Here is a 17,021-nt window from a genome sequence, read left to right as displayed (position 1 = left end):
CCAATCATGGCTTTCAATATGCGCAACCGCAGCCTGCTCTCGCTGATGCACCACACCACTCGCGAGCTGCATTACCTGCTGGATTTGTCCCGCGACCTCAAACGCGCCAAATATACCGGCACCGAGCAACAGCACCTCAAAGGCAGGAACATTGCACTGATCTTCGAAAAGACCTCGACCCGCACCCGTTGCGCCTTCGAAGTCGCGGCCCATGACCAGGGCGCCCACGTCACCTACATCGACCCGGTGTCGTCGCAGATCGGCCACAAGGAAAGCATGAAAGACACTGCCCGCGTGCTGGGGCGGATGTTCGATGCCATCGAGTACCGTGGCTTCGAACAGGAAATCGTTGAAGAGCTGGCCAAGTTCGCCGGCGTGCCAGTGTTCAACGGCCTGACCGCTGAATTCCACCCGACGCAAATGATCGCCGACACCCTGACCATGCGCGAACACAGCGACAAACCGCTGCATGACATCAGCTATGCCTACCTCGGCGACGCCCGCTACAACATGGGCAACTCGCTGCTGATGATCGGCGCCAAACTGGGCATGGACGTGCGCATCGCCGCGCCGAAAGCGCTGTGGCCACACGCCGATTTCATCGCCCAGTGCAAAGCCTTCGCCGAAGACAGCGGCGCGCGCATCACTATCACTGAGGACCCGAAAGAAGCGGTCAAGGGCGTGGACTTCATTCACACCGACATCTGGGTGTCGATGGGTGAGCCGGTGGAAGCGTGGGACGAACGCATCGAGCAACTGCTGCCGTATCAGGTCAACGCCCAAATGATGAAAGCCTCGGGCAACCCGCGCGTGAAATTCATGCACTGCCTGCCGGCGTTCCACAACAGCGAAACCAAGGTCGGCAAGGACATCGCCGCGCGGTATCCGCACCTGGCCAATGGCGTCGAGGTGACTGAAGAAGTCTTCGAATCGCCGGCCAACATCGCCTTCGAGCAAGCGGAAAACCGCATGCACACCATCAAGGCGATTCTGGTGGCGGCGCTGGCGGATATCTAACGGCTCGCCCGGCCGCTCCTGCAGGAACACGGACCCTGTGGGAGCTGGCTTGCCTGCGATGGCATCACCTCGGTCTATCAGTTACACCGAGGCGATGCCATCGCAGGCAAGCCAGCTCCCACATTGACCGAGTTTCAACAGGAGACCGGGTTGCCTACAACCTCTCTGCTTGAAAGGACTGCATTATGCGTATCGTCGTTGCTCTGGGCGGTAACGCCCTGCTCCGTCGTGGTGAACCCATGACCGCGGACAATCAACGCGCCAACATCCGGATCGCCACCGAACAAATCGCCAAGATCCATGCCGGCAATGAACTGGTCATCGCCCACGGCAATGGTCCGCAGGTCGGCCTGCTGTCGCTGCAAGCGGCGGCGTACACCTCGGTTTCGCCTTACCCGCTGGACGTGCTCGGCGCCGAAACCGAAGGCATGATCGGCTACATCATCGAACAGGAACTGGGCAACCTGCTGGACTTCGAAGTGCCCTTCGCCACCCTCCTGACCCAGGTCGAAGTCGACGCCAACGACCCGGCGTTCCAGAACCCGACCAAACCCATCGGCCCGGTGTATGCCAAGGCCGAAGCGGAAAAACTCGCCGCCGAAAAAGGCTGGGCGATTGCCCCTGACGGCGACAAGTTCCGTCGTGTGGTGGCCAGCCCGAGACCGAAACGCATCTTCGAAATTCGCCCGATCAAATGGCTGCTGGAAAAAGGCAGCATCGTGATCTGTGCCGGCGGCGGCGGCATCCCGACGATGTACGGCCCCCACGGCAAACTGCAAGGCGTGGAAGCGGTGATCGACAAGGACCTGTGCTCGGCGCTGCTGGCCGAACAGCTGGAAAGCGATCTGCTGGTGATCGCCACCGACGTCAATGCTGCCTTCATCGATTTCGGCAAACCGACCCAGAAAGCCATCGCCCAGGCGCACCCGGACGACATGGAAAAACTCGGTTTCGCCGCCGGCTCCATGGGGCCCAAGGTTCAGGCAGCCTGTGAGTTCGCGCGCCATACTGGAAAAGTCGCGGTGATCGGTTCACTCTCGGACATCGAGGCGATCGTCCAGGGCAAGGCCGGTACGCGTATCAGCACGGCGAAAGCTGGCATAACTTATTTATAAGGAGAACCGTCAATGGCAACGTTCGAGCCCGGTCACTTGCACATCGAGCGCCACGCGCTGAACAAGGACGATGTCAGCTACAACGTGCACATCGACTATGAAGTTACGCAGGATCCCAAAGAGGGCAAAGGGATGCTGTTCACGATGCACGGAATGATTCAGGGCAAGGAGGTCAATGAACCCTTCTTCCTGCCCAAGGATCAGGCCTACAACTTCGCCAGCAACGTGACGAAAATCGCCGAGAAATACGGCATACCGAAGGCACTGAGCAGCATCGGTTCGATCCACAAGCACTACGATGCGATGTTCGAAGATGTGCGGGTGCAACTGAACATGAAATCCGGCGACCCGGTAAAACCCGAACACCTGGAATAAATTAATTCTGTGCGAACGCAGTACCTGTGGGAGCGGGCTTGCTCGCGAAGGCGGCCTGACAGTCGACATTGATAGTGACTGATACTCCGCCTTCGCGAGCAAGTCGAATCGTCGCACCGCCGCTCCCACATGGGTTCGGCGTTGCGTTGAAGTCCTGCGCAGGATTTCACCATTCGCCCGCCCCAAGGCATACTTGCCACCTCCCGCACTCCAGAACCAAAATCGCCCCATGCGTATCCACGTCAGTTTCATCGACCGCGTCGGCATTACCCAGGAAGTCCTGGCCTTGCTCGGTGGGCGCAATCTCAATCTGGATGCGGTGGAAATGGTTCCGCCCAACGTCTACATCGACGCCCCGACCCTCAGTCCGCAAGTGCTCGAAGAGCTGCACGATGCGTTGCTCAGCGTGCGTGGTGTGCAAGCGATGACGGTGGTCGATATCCTTCCCGGTCAGCGCCGGCACTTGCAGCTCGATGCATTGCTCGCCGCCATGACCGATCCGGTGTTGGCACTGGACAGCGCCGGCAAGGTGCTGCTGGCGAACCCGGCACTGATCGCCCTGTACGGGCGTGAACCGGCCGGTGAAAGTGTGGCGGATCTGTTTGCCGACCCCGCCCTGCTCGACACCCTGCTGGAACACGGCTTTCGCTTGCCATTGCGCGAGATCACCGTCAACGGCCAGACCCTGTTGCTGGACGCCACGCCGATCACCGACGCCGGCGCGCTGCTGACGTTGTATCAACCGAACCGCATCGGCGAACGCCTCTCGGCACTGCACCACGACCATGCCGAAGGGTTCGACGCGTTGCTCGGCGAATCCCCGGCGATTCGCACCCTCAAGGCCCGTGCCCAACGTGTAGCGGCGCTTGATGCGCCCTTGTTGATCCAGGGCGAAACCGGCACCGGCAAAGAACTGGTGGCCCGCGCCTGTCACGCCATCAGCACGCGGCACAGTTCGCCATTCCTGGCGCTGAACTGCGCGGCATTGCCGGAGAACCTCGCCGAAAGCGAACTGTTCGGCTATGCACCCGGCGCCTTCACCGGCGCGCAACGGGGCGGCAAACCGGGGCTGATGGAACTGGCGAATCAGGGCACGGTATTTCTCGATGAAATCGGCGAAATGTCGCCGTACTTGCAAGCGAAGTTGCTGCGTTTCTTGAACGATGGCAGCTTCCGGCGTGTGGGCGGCGATCGCGAGGTCAAGGTCAACGTGCGCATCCTCAGCGCCACGCACCGCGATCTGGAAAAAATGGTCAGTGAAGGCACATTCCGCGAAGACCTGTTCTATCGCCTCAACGTCCTGAACGTCGAAGTCCCGCCGCTGCGCGAACGTGGTCAGGACATTTTGCTGCTGGCCCGTTATTTCATGCAGCAGGCCTGTGCGCAGATTCAGCGACCGATGTGTCGTCTGGCACCGGGCACTTACCCGGCGCTGCTGGGTAACCGTTGGCCAGGCAACGTGCGGCAACTGCAGAACGTGATCTTCCGCGCCGCCGCGATTTGCGAAAGCAGCCTGGTGGACATCGGCGACCTCGACATTGCCGGCACCTCCGTGGCCCGCCAGAGCGACAGCGAAGTCGACAGCCTGGAACAGGCGATGGAAGAGTTTGAAAAAACCTTGCTGGAAAAACTCTACGTCAGCTATCCCTCGACCCGGCAACTGGCCAGTCGCCTGCAGACCTCCCACACCGCGATTGCCCATCGGTTGCGCAAGTACGGCATTCCGAATAAGCCCTGAACGTCTATTCGGCCGTACGCTTACCGTAGGAGCTGCCGAAGGCTGCGATCTTTTGACTTTGCTTTTGTATTGCCTGGGACAAGATCGCAGCCTTCGGCAGCTCCTACGGTCCGGGTTTCCAATTCACACCTAGCTAACCTGTTTTAAAAGCGACCTCCATCTGTACTGAAAGCGCTACAGCGGAACGATTTCGCTACACCCATCCCCGATCACCGCTGTGCAAGGCTTTGATCCACCTAGGCTTTTTTCTTTGCTTCAAGGTGTAGCGATTTCGCTACAGCCATGAAATTCCTGCGCCCCGACAAAACACCCAAGTCATTGTTTTATAACAATAAAATAACATTGGCCGCGTTTTTGCTAAGTAACCGCCCATAAAGCAGGGCTTTTGCCCAAGCATTCAATCGCGTCCACCAGACGAGTCTGGCCCCCTTAGGAGTTTCCATGAGCGAGTTGCGTTTTACTGAAGATCACGAATGGCTGCGCACCGAAGCTGATGGCACCGTCACCGTCGGCATCACCGCTTTTGCGCAGGACGCCCTGGGCGATGTGGTTTTCGTACAACTGCCTGAGCTGCAGTCCTACGACAAAGGCACAGAAGCCGCCACCGTGGAATCGGTAAAAGCCGCCAGCGGCGTGTACATGCCACTCGATGGCGAAGTACTTGAAGTCAACCCGGCGCTGGACAGCAGCCCGGAGCTGGTCAACGAAGATCCGCTGGGTGAAGGCTGGTTCTTCCGCTTCCAGCCAACCGATGCCTCGGCTGTCGCCACACTGCTGGATCAGGACGCCTACGACCGTCTGATCAAAGCCAACGCCGAAGCCTGAGGAGCGCGAACATGACTCAAGTAAACCTTACGACCACCAACGAATTCATCGCGCGCCACATCGGCCCGCGCGCCGGCGACGAGCAAGCGATGCTCAACAGCCTCGGTTTCGACTCGCTGGAAGCCCTGAGCGCCAGCGTCATTCCGGACAGCATCAAAGGCACCAGCGTGCTGGGCATGGACGATGGCCTGAGCGAAGCCGACGCACTGGCGTTGATCAAAGGCATCGCGGCCAAGAACCAACTGTTCAAGACTTACATCGGCCAGGGCTACTACGGCACTCACACGCCGTCGCCGATCCTGCGCAACCTGCTGGAAAACCCGGCCTGGTACACCGCTTACACCCCGTACCAGCCAGAAATTTCCCAGGGCCGTCTCGAAGCGCTGCTGAACTTCCAGACGCTGATCAGCGACCTCACCGGCCTGCCAATCGCCAACGCCTCGCTGCTGGATGAAGCCACCGCCGCTGCCGAAGCCATGACCTTCTGCAAACGCCTGAGCAAGAACAAAGGCAGCCACGCGTTCTTCGCGTCCGTGCACTGCCACCCGCAAACCCTCGACGTGCTGCGCACCCGTGCCGAGCCGTTGGGCATCGACGTAGTCGTTGGCGACGAGCTTGAACTGACTGACGTGACGCCGTTCTTCGGCGCCCTGCTGCAATACCCGGCCAGTAACGGTGACCTGTTCGATTACCGCGCACTGACCGAACGCTTCCACGCTGCCAATGCACTGGTTGCCGTCGCCGCAGACCTGCTGGCCCTGACCGTGCTGACCCCGCCGGGCGAATTCGGCGCCGACGTGGCCATCGGCAGCGCGCAACGCTTCGGCGTACCGCTGGGCTTCGGTGGCCCGCACGCGGCTTACTTCTCTACCAAAGATGCATTCAAGCGCGACATGCCGGGCCGTCTGGTCGGTGTCTCCGTGGACCGTTTCGGCAAGCCGGCCCTGCGCCTGGCCATGCAGACTCGCGAGCAACATATCCGCCGCGAAAAAGCCACCAGCAACATCTGCACCGCACAGGTTCTGTTGGCCAACATCGCCAGCATGTACGCCGTGTATCACGGCCCGAAAGGCCTGACACAGATTGCCAACCGCATTCATCACCTGACCGCGATCCTGGCAAAAGGCTTGAGCGCACTGGGCCTGACCGTCGAACAAACCAGCTTCTTCGACACCCTGACCCTGAACACCGGCGCCAACACTGCCAAACTGCACGACAAGGCGCGTGCACAGCAGATCAACCTGCGCGTAGTTGATGGCGAGCGTCTGGGCCTGTCCCTCGACGAAACCACTTCGCAAGCTGATGTGGAAACCCTGTGGGCCTTGCTGGCCGACGGCAAAACACTGCCGGACTTCGCCGCCATCGCCGCTTCGGTTGCTAGCGCCATCCCGGCCGCTCTGGTGCGTCAATCGCCAATCCTCAGCCACCCGGTGTTCAACCGCTACCACTCGGAAACCGAGCTGATGCGCTACCTGCGCAAGCTCGCCGACAAGGACCTGGCCCTGGATCGCACCATGATCCCGCTGGGTTCGTGCACCATGAAACTCAACGCCGCCAGCGAAATGATCCCGGTGACCTGGGCTGAATTCGGTGCCCTGCACCCGTTCGCACCGGCCGAACAAAGCGCCGGTTACCAGCAACTGACCGACGAACTGGAAGCGATGCTCTGCGCCGCCACCGGTTACGACTCGATCTCCCTGCAACCGAACGCCGGTTCGCAAGGTGAATACGCCGGTCTGCTGGCGATTCGCGCTTATCACCAGAGCCGTGGCGAAGACCGTCGCGACATCTGCCTGATTCCGTCCTCCGCCCACGGCACCAACCCGGCCACCGCCAACATGGCTGGCATGCGTGTGGTCGTAACGGCTTGCGATGCCCGCGGCAACGTCGACATCGAAGACCTGCGCGCCAAAGCCATCGAGCACCGCGAACACCTCGCAGCGCTGATGATCACCTACCCGTCGACCCACGGCGTGTTCGAAGAAGGCATCCGCGAAATCTGCGGCATCATTCATGACAACGGCGGCCAGGTGTACATCGACGGCGCCAACATGAACGCGATGGTCGGTCTCTGCGCACCGGGCAAATTCGGCGGCGACGTGTCCCACCTGAACCTGCACAAAACTTTCTGCATCCCTCACGGCGGTGGCGGCCCGGGTGTCGGCCCGATCGGCGTCAAGTCGCACCTGACCCCGTTCCTGCCGGGCCACGCCCAGATGGAGCGCAAGGAAGGCGCGGTCTGCGCGGCACCGTTCGGCAGCGCGAGCATTCTGCCGATCACCTGGATGTACATTCGAATGATGGGTGGCGCGGGCCTGAAACGTGCTTCGCAACTGGCGATCCTCAATGCCAACTACATTTCCCGTCGCCTCGAAGAGCACTATCCAGTGCTGTACACCGGCAGCAATGGTCTGGTGGCGCACGAATGCATCCTCGACCTGCGTCCATTGAAAGACAGCAGCGGCATCAGCGTCGATGACGTCGCCAAGCGCCTGATCGACTTCGGTTTCCACGCCCCGACCATGTCGTTCCCGGTGGCTGGCACGCTGATGATCGAGCCAACCGAAAGCGAATCCAAGGAAGAACTGGACCGCTTCTGCGACGCCATGATCCGCATCCGCGAAGAAATCCGCGCGGTGGAAAACGGCACCCTGGACAAGGACGATAACCCGCTGAAAAACGCTCCGCACACCGCACAGGAAATCGTTGGCGAGTGGACGCATCCGTACAGCCGCGAGCAAGCGGTGTATCCGGTCGCGTCGCTGATCGAAGGCAAGTACTGGCCGCCGGTCGGTCGCGTCGACAACGTCTTCGGCGATCGCAACCTGGTTTGCGCCTGCCCGTCGATCGAAAGCTACGCTTAAAGCAATGAGGGGGCGGGTTCGCTCGCCCCACTCAAGAACACCGCATCCCCCTGTAGGAGCTGCCGCAGGCTGCGATCTTTTGATCTTCATCAAAAGCAAGATCAAAAGATCGCAGCCTGCGGCAGCTCCTACACAAAGCATCTCCCGTGATATTGCATCTATAAAAAGAAACCGGAGAACAACCATGTCGTTAAGCGTGTTCGACCTGTTCAAGATTGGCATCGGCCCCTCCAGCTCCCACACCGTCGGCCCGATGCGTGCTGCTGCGCGTTTCGTCGAAGGTTTGCGCCGTGAAGGGCTGCTGGCCGCCACCACCTGCGTCAAAGTCGAGCTCTACGGCTCACTCGGCGCCACCGGAAAAGGACACGGCAGCGACAAGGCCGTACTGCTCGGCCTGGAAGGCGAACATCCGGACACCGTGAACACCGAAACCGTCGCCGCCCGTCTGCAAGACATTCGTGGCAACGGTCGCTTGAACCTGCTCGGCGAACACAGCATTGCGTTCAACGAGAAAGAACACCTGGCGATGATCCGCAAACCGTTGGCCTATCACCCCAACGGCATGATTTTTCGCGCGTTCGACGCAGCGGGTCTGCAGATCCGCAGCCGCGAGTACTATTCGGTCGGCGGTGGTTTCGTGGTCGATGAAGATGCGGCCGGCGCCGACCGTATCGTCGAAGACGCCACGCCCCTGACCTTCCCGTTCAAAAGCGCCAAGGACCTGCTCGGACATTGCACCACTTACGGCCTGTCCATCAGCCAGGTGATGCTGACCAACGAAAGTGCCTGGCGCCCTGAAGCGGAAACCCGCGCCGGCCTGCTGAAGATCTGGCAAGTGATGCAGGACTGCGTCGACGCCGGTTGCCGTAACGAAGGCATCCTGCCCGGCGGTTTGAAGGTCAAACGGCGAGCGGCAGCGCTGCATCGGCAACTGTGCAAGAACCCGGAATCGTCGTTGCGCGATCCGCTGTCGGTGCTGGACTGGGTCAATCTGTACGCCCTGGCGGTCAACGAAGAAAACGCCAACGGCGGACGCGTGGTCACCGCGCCTACCAACGGTGCGGCGGGCATCGTCCCGGCGGTTTTGCATTACTACATGCGCTTCATCCCCGGCGCCAACGAAGACGGCGTCGTACGTTTTCTGCTGACGGCCGCCGCCATCGGCATTCTCTACAAGGAAAATGCTTCGATCTCCGGCGCTGAAGTCGGCTGTCAGGGTGAAGTCGGCGTGGCCTGCTCCATGGCGGCAGGCGCCTTGTGCGAAGTACTGGGCGGCACCGTGCAGCAAGTGGAAAACGCCGCCGAAATCGGCATGGAACACAACCTCGGCCTGACCTGCGACCCGATCGGCGGGCTGGTGCAAGTGCCTTGCATCGAACGCAACGCCATGGGCTCGGTGAAAGCCATCAATGCGGTGCGCATGGCCCTGCGCGGCGACGGTCAACACTTCGTCTCCCTCGACAAAGTCATCCGTACCATGCGCCAGACCGGCGCCGACATGAAAAGCAAATACAAGGAAACCGCCCGTGGCGGTTTGGCGGTCAACATTATCGAGTGCTGATGCGCGCTCATTGCATCTGCACACTTTTTCAGGAGCTGGATATGTCCACCGAACAACTGTTGAAAACCCCGTTGCACGCACTGCACATCGAACTCGGCGCCCGTATGGTGCCGTTTGCCGGCTACGACATGCCGGTGCAATACCCGCTGGGCGTGATGAAAGAGCACCAGCACACCCGTGATCAGGCCGGGCTGTTCGATGTCTCGCACATGGGCCAGATCCGCCTGACCGGCGCCAATGCCGCCAAGGCCCTGGAAACCCTGGTGCCGGTGGACATCATCGACCTGCCAGTGGGCATGCAGCGTTACGCGATGTTCACCAACCAGACCGGTGGCATCCTCGACGACCTGATGGTCGCCAACCTTGGTAGTGACGAACTGTTCCTGGTGGTCAACGCGGCTTGCAAGGATCAGGACCTGGCGCACCTGCGTCAGCACATCGCTGATCAGTGCACCATTGAGCCGCTGTTCGAAGAACGCGCATTGCTGGCCCTGCAAGGTCCGGCGGCCGTCACCGTGCTTGCGCGCCTGGCGCCGGAAGTGGCCAAGATGACTTTCATGCAGTTCGCTCGTGTGAAACTGCTGGGTGTGGACTGCTTTGTCAGCCGCTCGGGTTACACGGGTGAAGACGGTTTCGAAATTTCCGTGCCGGCCACTGATGCCGAAGCCCTGGCTCGTGCCCTCCTGGCCGAACCGGAAGTCGCGGCCATCGGCCTCGGCGCCCGCGATTCACTGCGCCTGGAAGCCGGTCTGTGCCTCTATGGCCACGACATGAACACAGAGACCTCCCCGATCGAAGCCAGCCTGTTGTGGGCCATCTCCAAGCCTCGTCGTGCCGATGGCGCGCGGGCCGGCGGCTTCCCTGGCGCTGAAACCGTGTTCGCCCAGCAACAAGCCGGTGTCAGCCGCAAGCGCGTAGGCCTGTTGCCGCAGGAACGCACACCGGTGCGCGAGGGTGCAGAAATCGTCAACGAAGCAGGCGACATCATCGGCACGGTTTGCAGCGGCGGGTTCGGCCCGACCCTGGGCGGTCCGTTGGCCATGGGTTACCTCGACAGCGCTTACATCGCCATCGACACACCGGTCTTCGCAATCGTTCGTGGGAAAAAGGTGCCATTGCTTGTAAGCAAAATGCCATTTGTGCCACAACGCTACTATCGTGGCTGATTGACTGTTTCTATAAGTAACGCGATTGCGTTAACAGTGCACTAATGTGTAACGCAATCGCCATAAAATAGTGCATGTCTTTGGCTCTAAGCTTCGTTTATGAACTTTGCTTATAACGATCGAAAACAATTGAACACCGCCATCGCATAAGCCAGCACTAGTTGGCGCGCGAATGCCACCAACGCGAGCAAAACCGGGCCTCTCACAGGGCTTGTTTTTTCTCCCGTAGTTGGCGTAGAGTTTGTTCACTGTGTTTGCATGGGTCGCTTGGAATCGTGACCTGGGCAGTAGCCTACAAGTTAGCTACATCCCGTTCGACGTCTTCTTACTCTCCTGCAACCAGCCCCAGTACTCTTTCATGAGAAGGAGGCTGTCATTAATTTTTGCGTCAAAGGAAATAAGAAATGTCCCAACGTCAGAGCGGTACCGTCAAGTGGTTTAACGACGAGAAAGGTTTTGGTTTTATCACTCCAGAAAGCGGTCCGGATCTGTTCGTGCATTTCCGCGCTATTCAGGGCAACGGCTTCAAGAGCCTGAAAGAAGGCCAGAAAGTGACCTTCATCGCTGTGCAAGGCCAGAAAGGCATGCAGGCTGACGAAGTTCAAGCAGAAGCCTAACCTTCTGTAACGAAAAAGCCCCTGATGCTGACATCAGGGGCTTTTTTGTGCGCGTAAATCCGTAAAATGGCTTCTTTTTTCGCCGAGAACCCTGCCATGTCGAAACACCTGCTCAAACCACAGGGCGACTTTCCCGCCGCGACCCTGGGTCGTCGCCTGGCAGCGATGTTTTATGACTTCCTGTTGTGCACCGCCCTGCTGATCGTCACCAGCGGCGTTTACAAGATGATTCAGATGGCGATCCTCGGCGAGGACAAAATGCGTACCCTGACCGAAGCCGGCGCGCTGGACGGCGACCCGTTGTTGTCGACGGTGCTGTTGTTCGTGCTGTTCGGCTTCTTCGCCAAATTCTGGACCTGGTCCGGCCAGACCCTGGGCATGCAGGTGTGGTGTATCCGCGTGCAAAACGCTGACGGCTCATCCATCAGCCTGTGGCAAGCGCTGCTGCGGTTCGTCGTATCGATCGCATCCTTGCTGTGTGTGGGCCTGGGGTTTATCTGGTCGCTGTTCGATAAACAGAAACGCAGCTGGCATGACATGTATTCCAATACTCAGCTTGTGCGCATTCCGAAGAAGACCAAATAACGGCCACAAAAAAGATCGCAGCCTGCGGTGTAGTGGTTCAGTTTTTTTGCACCACTCCGTAGGAGCATTAAGCCGCCTGCTGCTCAAACAGCGCAGGCGGCAAGTTGTTCGAGGCTGAGTGGCAACGGCGATGGTTGTAGTGCGAGATGAAATCCATCACATCCTTCTCCGCTTCGAAATGATTCTGGTATCCGTTTTCCGGCATCCAATCGTGCTTCAACGTCCTGAAGTAGCGCTCGACTACTGCGTTATCCCAGCAGTTACCTCGACGACTCATGCTCTGAACGATCCGGTTTTCTGCCAAGCACTCAACAAAGCGATCGGCGGTGTATTGGCAGCCCTGATCAGAGTGAAATAGCAGTTCAGGCATCGGACGGCGTAGTGCTACCGCAAGCTTCAGTGCCTTCATAGACAGCTCGGCATCCGCTGTTCGTGAGCAAGCCCATCCCACAATCCTGCGCGAAAACAGGTCCATCACCACTGCCAGGTACAGCCAGCCATGTCCCACTCTGATGTAGGTGATATCACCTGCCCAAAGCGTGTCTGACCGGGCTGGATTGAAACGACGATCAAGTATGTTCGGTGCAACGACAGCTGGCTTCGTGGCCCGGCGATAGTGCGCATAACGTGGCCTGCGCCGCTGTAGGTCAAAGGTCTTGATCAAGGTACGCATTCGATAACGCCCTATAAAAACTCCCTCTTTCCTCAACTCCTTGGATAGCCCGCGAGTACCCAATGCTTCTCGATGCTGCTTATGCAACGCACGAAGTTTACTCCCCAGATCTCCCAAAACTGGTCGCTGCCGCACGGCTTTACGTTTCACGTAATAGCTGCTGCGGGCCAAGCCGAACAAGACACACATACGCCGAATCGACATTGCCCCTCTGATGCCATCAATCACTTGGTTCGACCGAACAGAACCTTTAGATGAGAGGGCAATTGCTTTTTTAGCACTTGGTTCTCGGCTTCAAGTAGCGCCAGTTTCGCCTGGAGCGACTCAATCAGCTCCTGATCCTGTAGGCGAGGAGCTTGCACAATTCCTTCCTGCTCCCGGCGCCAGCGTGAAACCCAGCGGCGTAACGCTGTTGGCCCCACACCTGTAGCCTCACAGGCTTTAGGTATGGAGTAATTCATCTCCACAACCAAGCGAATGGCTTCCGCTTTTTCCTCAGAGGTAACAACCCGATATCCCATGATGCTTCCTTAAATCGACGCTCCTACATCATGGTCCAAAAACGTTCGACCACCACACGGCAGCTCCTACAGGGTTTTGTATTCCCCTTGTAGGAGCTGCCGCAGGCTGCGATCTTTTGATTTTTCTTTTAAGCGTTCCCGGCCAGTTTCATCCGCGCAGCCTGAGTGAAGTCGAGCATGCGCTTGAGCGGGCGAATCGCCTGAGGAATCAACGCAGGATCGACAAAGATCTCGTTCGCCCCCTCTTTCAAGGCCTTCAGCGTTCGCTCAAGCGTATTCATCGCCATCCACGGGCAATGTGCGCAACTGCGGCACGCCGCGCCGTTACCCGCCGTAGGCGCCTCGATGAAGACCTTGTCCGGGCATAGCTGCTGCATCTTGTAGAAGATGCCGCGGTCAGTAGCGACGATCAGCGTCTTGTTCGGCAGGCTTTGTGCCGCAGCGATCAACTGACTGGTGGAACCGACGGCATCCGCCAGTTCGATCACCGAGGTCGGCGACTCCGGATGCACCAGGATTGCCGCATCCGGATACAGCGCCTTCATGTCTTCGAGCTGCTTGGACTTGAACTCCTCGTGAACGATGCAGGCACCGTCCCATAGCAGCATGTCGGCACCGGTCTGGCGCTGGATGTAGGTGCCCAGGTGTTTGTCCGGGCCCCAGATGATCGTCTCGCCGTTATCCATCAGGCTTTCAACGATTTCCAGCGCACAGCTTGAAGTCACGACCCAGTCCGCCCGGGCTTTGACCGCTGCCGAGGTATTGGCATACACCACAACGGTGCGTTCCGGGTGCTGATCGCAGAACGCCGAAAACTCATCCACCGGGCACCCCAGATCCAGCGAGCAGGTCGCTTCCAGCGTCGGCATCAGCACGCGTTTTTCAGGGTTGAGGATTTTCGCGGTTTCACCCATGAACTTCACGCCGGCGACCACCACGGTCTTGGCCGGGTGAGCATTGCCGAAGCGGGCCATCTCCAGCGAGTCGGAGACACAGCCACCGGTTTCTTCAGCCAAGGCTTGAATGACCGGATCACAATAAAAGTGGGCAACCAGCACCGCGTCCTGAGCCTTGAGCTCGGCGGCGATGGCAGCACGGTAATAGGCCTCCTCCTCGACCGTCAGCGGCTTGGGCTGCTTGGCGTCGAGGTGGGCTTGAACCAGAAGGCGTTCGGAAATCTGCGTCATGTTCGCAAGACCTGCAGGCGCATTCGCGCGAAAGTCGAGTATACACCCGGCTCCGGACCCTTCAGGGTACCGCCGGGAAAGTGAGTATTCATCAGGCACGGACAGCGTTGAAGCTGCGCAAGGCTACAGAATATCCCGTGGATGCAAAAGATGATTCTGACCTGTGTCATGCGGTGCCGCCCCGAACCGGGCCGACCTTAAATCGCGGGCAAAAAAAAATCCGGAAATCCTCACTTGCGTGGGCCTTCCAGACTTTTAAAATTGCTACAAAAATGGTGGGTCGTGTGGGATTCGAACCTACGACCAATTGGTTAAAAGCCAACTGCTCTACCAACTGAGCTAACGACCCGCTGTGTGGTGGCGCGTATAATACTGATTTTTAAAGGTTATTCAACACCTTATTTGAAATAAATCAGAAATAAGGTGTTGGATCGCTGATTCCGGCGGTCGCGAAGCCTTCCGCACGCAGTCTGCAGCTGTCGCATTTGCCGCATGCACGACCATTATCGTCCGCCTGATAGCAGGAAACGGTCAGGCCGTAATCAACGCCCAGCTTCACACCCGCCTCGACGATTTGCGCCTTGCTGAGGTTTTGCAGTGGCGCCTGGATACGGAAACCATTGCCTTCTACACCAGCCTTTGTTGCCAGGTTGGCCATGCGCTCGAAGGACTCGATGAACTCGGGGCGGCAATCTGGATAACCGGAGTAATCCACCGCGTTGACACCGATGAAAATGTCACGCGCGCCGAGTACTTCGGCCCAGCCGAGGGCGAGAGACAGAAACACCGTGTTGCGCGCCGGCACGTAAGTCACCGGAATGCCTTCGCCAGCCTCTTCCGGCACGTCGATGCTGCTGTCGGTCAGTGCCGAGCCACCGATACCGTTCAGGTTCAGACCGATCACCTTGTGTTCGACTACACCCAAATCCCGGGCAACACGCTCGGCGGCGTGCAATTCGGCATGTGACCGCTGACCGTAGTCGAAGCTCATGGTGTAGCAGCTGTAGCCTTCAGCACGGGCCATGGCCACGACGGTCGCCGAATCCAGGCCGCCGGACAGCAAAATGACCGCACGTTTTTCAGCAGTGTTCAGTGGTTCCGTCATATCAGCGCCCCGGCTCGTCATTCCAAAGATATTTATGCAGCTGCAATTGCAGACGTACTGGCAGGTTGTCCGCCACCACCCAGTCCGCCAGATCCCGAGCATTCAGATCATGGTGACTTGGCGAGAACAGCACTTCACCGGCACGCCGGTCCAGACCGTACTGAATCAGCTTCGACACGGCCCAGTCGTAGTCTTCCCGCGAGCAGATGACAAATTTCACCTGATCGTTGGGCGTAAGCAGTTCGATGTTCTCGTAGCGGTTGCGATGTGCTTCCTTCGAACCCGGGGTTTTCAGGTCGACAACGCGACTGACCCGTGAATCTACCGCCGAGATATCCAGTGCACCACTGGTTTCCAGTGACACTTCGTAACCGGCGTCGCACAACTGCTTGAGCAATGGGATGGCGTTGGGTTGTGCCAGCGGCTCGCCGCCGGTGACACAGACGTAACGCGGGCGGAAACCGGCCACTTGCTCGAGGATGTCGTCGAGCGGACGAATAGTGCCGCCGGTAAACGCGTAGGCGCTGTCGCAGTATTGGCAACGCAATGGGCAACCGGTCAGGCGCACAAAAACAGTGGGCAGCCCGGCGGTCCGCGTTTCACCCTGCAACGAGTAGAAAACTTCGGTGATTCTCAATGTGTCTTGCATAGTCGCCACGGGCGTAACAGCTAAACAGGCTGTCCGCCTCCGTCAGGCACTTCAAGGAACCCCGCCAATGCGCAGGTCCCAAAAAGCGTGTTTCATAAAAAGGGCGTGAATTCTAACGAAAAAACCCGCGACAAGCGCGGGTTTCTTCGAAACGGTTCAGGCAGCTTACATGCGCTGCAGATCGCGTTGGGCCAGCTGAGCGGCGGAAGTGCCCGGATATTGGGACACAACCTGCTGCAGAATGCCTTTGACCTTGTCGGGATGACCGAGGCGGCGCTCTACATCAGCCAGCTTGTACAGCGAGTCAGGCACTTTGTTGTGCTTTGGGTACAGCTGCGAAACCTTGGCAAATGCCTGACCTGCACCTTGCAGATCGCCTTTGGCCAGGTTCACTTCGCCCAGCCAGTACTGGGCGTTGCCCGCGTACTGGCTGTTCGGGTATTTGCGCAGGAAAGCGGCAAAAGCCTGGCTGGCCTTGTCGAAATCCTTGGCCTTGATCAGGTCAAAGGCTGCATCGTAATACAGTTTTTCCTTCGCCGGATCCGCCGGCTCGCTACCCGCGGCAGGCGATTGAGTGGAAGTGGCAGCGGCTGGCGCCCCCGCACCTGCGCCAGCTGCTGCACCGGGGGAGTTCAAATCGCCACCGGTGGAAGAATTCTCAGGAGTTGCGGCTGTTGCAACGCCGGTTCCTATGCGCCGATCAAGATCCTGATATCGCTCCAGGTTTTCCTGCTTCATGCGCGCTACATCGTTTTGCAGAACTTCGATGATGCCTTGTTGGCGCGAGATCTGCTCCTGCATCGATTGCAGTTGATTGAACAGCTCGCCCTGTGCCGAGACAGGGGCCGAAACCCCTCCCCCGGCATAGGCGCCGTTCGTACCGTAACCCGCAGGCGGATAACTGCTCCCGCTATTGTTATAGCCGGAGTCATTATCGACCACAGGAACCGCAGCCCACACCGCAAGCGGTGCGAGACTGAGAGCCAAAACAGTTACAGCACGACGGCACGTTCGCATGACGAA

16 protein-coding genes and 1 tRNA gene are annotated in these 17,021 nt (G+C 58.9%); 10 read left to right on the top strand and 7 right to left on the bottom strand.

What is annotated here, in order from left to right; genetic code table 11:
- Positions 1–6: 6 nt before the first annotated feature.
- From ACYZTL_RS22190 to ACYZTL_RS22145, 10 genes are all read left to right on the top strand, one after another.
- Complete coding sequence (locus ACYZTL_RS22190; RefSeq protein ID WP_461953531.1) at positions 7–1,017, top strand: ornithine carbamoyltransferase; 1,011 nt, start codon at positions 7–9, stop codon at positions 1,015–1,017.
- Positions 1,018–1,202: 185 nt separating this feature from the next.
- Entirely contained in the window at positions 1,203–2,132 is a 930-nt protein-coding gene (gene arcC / locus ACYZTL_RS22185; protein ID WP_461953530.1) for a carbamate kinase, read from the top strand.
- A gap of 12 nt (positions 2,133–2,144) precedes the next feature.
- Positions 2,145–2,507: a DUF5064 family protein gene (locus ACYZTL_RS22180; protein WP_461953529.1), complete on the top strand. Its 363-nt coding sequence runs from the start codon at positions 2,145–2,147 to the stop codon at positions 2,505–2,507.
- Positions 2,508–2,736: 229 nt separating this feature from the next.
- Positions 2,737–4,245, top strand: a complete 1,509-nt coding sequence (locus ACYZTL_RS22175; RefSeq protein WP_461953528.1) for a sigma-54-dependent transcriptional regulator — start codon at positions 2,737–2,739, stop codon at positions 4,243–4,245.
- A 441-nt stretch (positions 4,246–4,686) separates the two neighbouring features.
- Positions 4,687–5,070: a glycine cleavage system protein GcvH gene (gcvH, locus tag ACYZTL_RS22170; protein WP_461953527.1), complete on the top strand. Its 384-nt coding sequence runs from the start codon at positions 4,687–4,689 to the stop codon at positions 5,068–5,070.
- An 11-nt stretch (positions 5,071–5,081) separates the two neighbouring features.
- The gene (gcvP, locus tag ACYZTL_RS22165) at positions 5,082–7,934 is read left to right on the top strand and encodes an aminomethyl-transferring glycine dehydrogenase (RefSeq protein ID WP_461953526.1); all 2,853 of its coding nucleotides are present in this window, start codon (positions 5,082–5,084) and stop codon (positions 7,932–7,934) included.
- Positions 7,935–8,118: 184 nt separating this feature from the next.
- Positions 8,119–9,495 carry an L-serine ammonia-lyase gene (locus ACYZTL_RS22160; protein WP_008027809.1) on the top strand — a complete coding sequence of 459 codons (1,377 nt, stop codon included), beginning with the start codon at positions 8,119–8,121 and terminating at the stop codon, positions 9,493–9,495.
- A 41-nt stretch (positions 9,496–9,536) separates the two neighbouring features.
- Positions 9,537–10,661, top strand: coding sequence for a glycine cleavage system aminomethyltransferase GcvT (gene gcvT / locus ACYZTL_RS22155; RefSeq protein ID WP_461953525.1), 1,125 nt, complete (start codon positions 9,537–9,539; stop codon positions 10,659–10,661).
- Positions 10,662–11,065: 404 nt separating this feature from the next.
- Positions 11,066–11,278, top strand: coding sequence for a cold-shock protein (locus ACYZTL_RS22150; protein ID WP_007977299.1), 213 nt, complete (start codon positions 11,066–11,068; stop codon positions 11,276–11,278).
- Positions 11,279–11,374: 96 nt separating this feature from the next.
- Positions 11,375–11,863 (top strand): RDD family protein, encoded by a 489-nt coding sequence (locus ACYZTL_RS22145; RefSeq protein WP_461953524.1) that lies wholly within the window; start codon positions 11,375–11,377, stop codon positions 11,861–11,863.
- A 67-nt stretch (positions 11,864–11,930) separates the two neighbouring features.
- On the opposite strand, the gene ACYZTL_RS22140 is transcribed toward ACYZTL_RS22145, so the two are convergent.
- The 7 genes from ACYZTL_RS22140 to ybgF form a co-directional block, all read right to left on the bottom strand.
- A complete protein-coding gene (locus ACYZTL_RS22140) occupies positions 11,931–12,725 on the bottom strand; it encodes an IS3 family transposase (protein WP_461950135.1) in 795 nt (264 codons plus the stop codon).
- A 35-nt stretch (positions 12,726–12,760) separates the two neighbouring features.
- Positions 12,761–13,057, bottom strand: a complete 297-nt coding sequence (locus tag ACYZTL_RS22135) for a transposase (RefSeq protein WP_461951414.1) — start codon at positions 13,055–13,057, stop codon at positions 12,761–12,763.
- 128 nt (positions 13,058–13,185) lie between these two features.
- Positions 13,186–14,244, bottom strand: a complete 1,059-nt coding sequence (gene nadA, locus ACYZTL_RS22130; protein WP_008027802.1) for a quinolinate synthase NadA — start codon at positions 14,242–14,244, stop codon at positions 13,186–13,188.
- Between the two features lie 273 nt (positions 14,245–14,517).
- Positions 14,518–14,593, bottom strand: a tRNA-Lys gene (locus ACYZTL_RS22125).
- Between the two features lie 63 nt (positions 14,594–14,656).
- Positions 14,657–15,349 carry a 7-cyano-7-deazaguanine synthase QueC gene (gene queC, locus ACYZTL_RS22120; RefSeq protein ID WP_461953523.1) on the bottom strand — a complete coding sequence of 231 codons (693 nt, stop codon included), beginning with the start codon at positions 15,347–15,349 and terminating at the stop codon, positions 14,657–14,659.
- A gap of 1 nt (position 15,350) precedes the next feature.
- Positions 15,351–15,998, bottom strand: coding sequence for a 7-carboxy-7-deazaguanine synthase QueE (gene queE / locus ACYZTL_RS22115; RefSeq protein WP_046032066.1), 648 nt, complete (start codon positions 15,996–15,998; stop codon positions 15,351–15,353).
- Between the two features lie 165 nt (positions 15,999–16,163).
- The gene (ybgF, locus tag ACYZTL_RS22110; protein WP_461953522.1) at positions 16,164–17,015 is read right to left on the bottom strand and encodes a tol-pal system protein YbgF; all 852 of its coding nucleotides are present in this window, start codon (positions 17,013–17,015) and stop codon (positions 16,164–16,166) included.
- Between the last annotated feature and the right edge of the window lie 6 nt (positions 17,016–17,021).

It is taken from the genome of Pseudomonas sp. LB3P81 (assembly GCF_054897965.1).
Note: the sequence above shows the minus strand (reverse complement) of the source record. Positions and strands in the feature narration are given on the sequence as shown.

Bases quoted from the DNA above. Each gene is read 5' to 3' on its own strand.
- ACYZTL_RS22190 (WP_461953531.1), top strand. From the start codon at position 7: ATGGCTTTCAATATGCGCAACCGCAGCCTGCTCTCGCTGATGCACCAC.
- arcC (WP_461953530.1), top strand. From the start codon at position 1,203: ATGCGTATCGTCGTTGCTCTGGGCGGTAACGCCCTGCTCCGTCGTGGT.
- ACYZTL_RS22180 (WP_461953529.1), top strand. From the start codon at position 2,145: ATGGCAACGTTCGAGCCCGGTCACTTGCACATCGAGCGCCACGCGCTG.
- ACYZTL_RS22175 (WP_461953528.1), top strand. From the start codon at position 2,737: ATGCGTATCCACGTCAGTTTCATCGACCGCGTCGGCATTACCCAGGAA.
- gcvH (WP_461953527.1), top strand. From the start codon at position 4,687: ATGAGCGAGTTGCGTTTTACTGAAGATCACGAATGGCTGCGCACCGAA.
- gcvP (WP_461953526.1), top strand. From the start codon at position 5,082: ATGACTCAAGTAAACCTTACGACCACCAACGAATTCATCGCGCGCCAC.
- ACYZTL_RS22160 (WP_008027809.1), top strand. From the start codon at position 8,119: ATGTCGTTAAGCGTGTTCGACCTGTTCAAGATTGGCATCGGCCCCTCC.
- gcvT (WP_461953525.1), top strand. From the start codon at position 9,537: ATGTCCACCGAACAACTGTTGAAAACCCCGTTGCACGCACTGCACATC.
- ACYZTL_RS22150 (WP_007977299.1), top strand. From the start codon at position 11,066: ATGTCCCAACGTCAGAGCGGTACCGTCAAGTGGTTTAACGACGAGAAA.
- ACYZTL_RS22145 (WP_461953524.1), top strand. From the start codon at position 11,375: ATGTCGAAACACCTGCTCAAACCACAGGGCGACTTTCCCGCCGCGACC.
- ACYZTL_RS22140 (WP_461950135.1), bottom strand. From the start codon at position 12,725: ATGTGTGTCTTGTTCGGCTTGGCCCGCAGCAGCTATTACGTGAAACGT.
- ACYZTL_RS22135 (WP_461951414.1), bottom strand. From the start codon at position 13,057: ATGGGATATCGGGTTGTTACCTCTGAGGAAAAAGCGGAAGCCATTCGC.
- nadA (WP_008027802.1), bottom strand. From the start codon at position 14,244: ATGACGCAGATTTCCGAACGCCTTCTGGTTCAAGCCCACCTCGACGCC.
- queC (WP_461953523.1), bottom strand. From the start codon at position 15,349: ATGACGGAACCACTGAACACTGCTGAAAAACGTGCGGTCATTTTGCTG.
- queE (WP_046032066.1), bottom strand. From the start codon at position 15,998: ATGCAAGACACATTGAGAATCACCGAAGTTTTCTACTCGTTGCAGGGT.
- ybgF (WP_461953522.1), bottom strand. From the start codon at position 17,015: ATGCGAACGTGCCGTCGTGCTGTAACTGTTTTGGCTCTCAGTCTCGCA.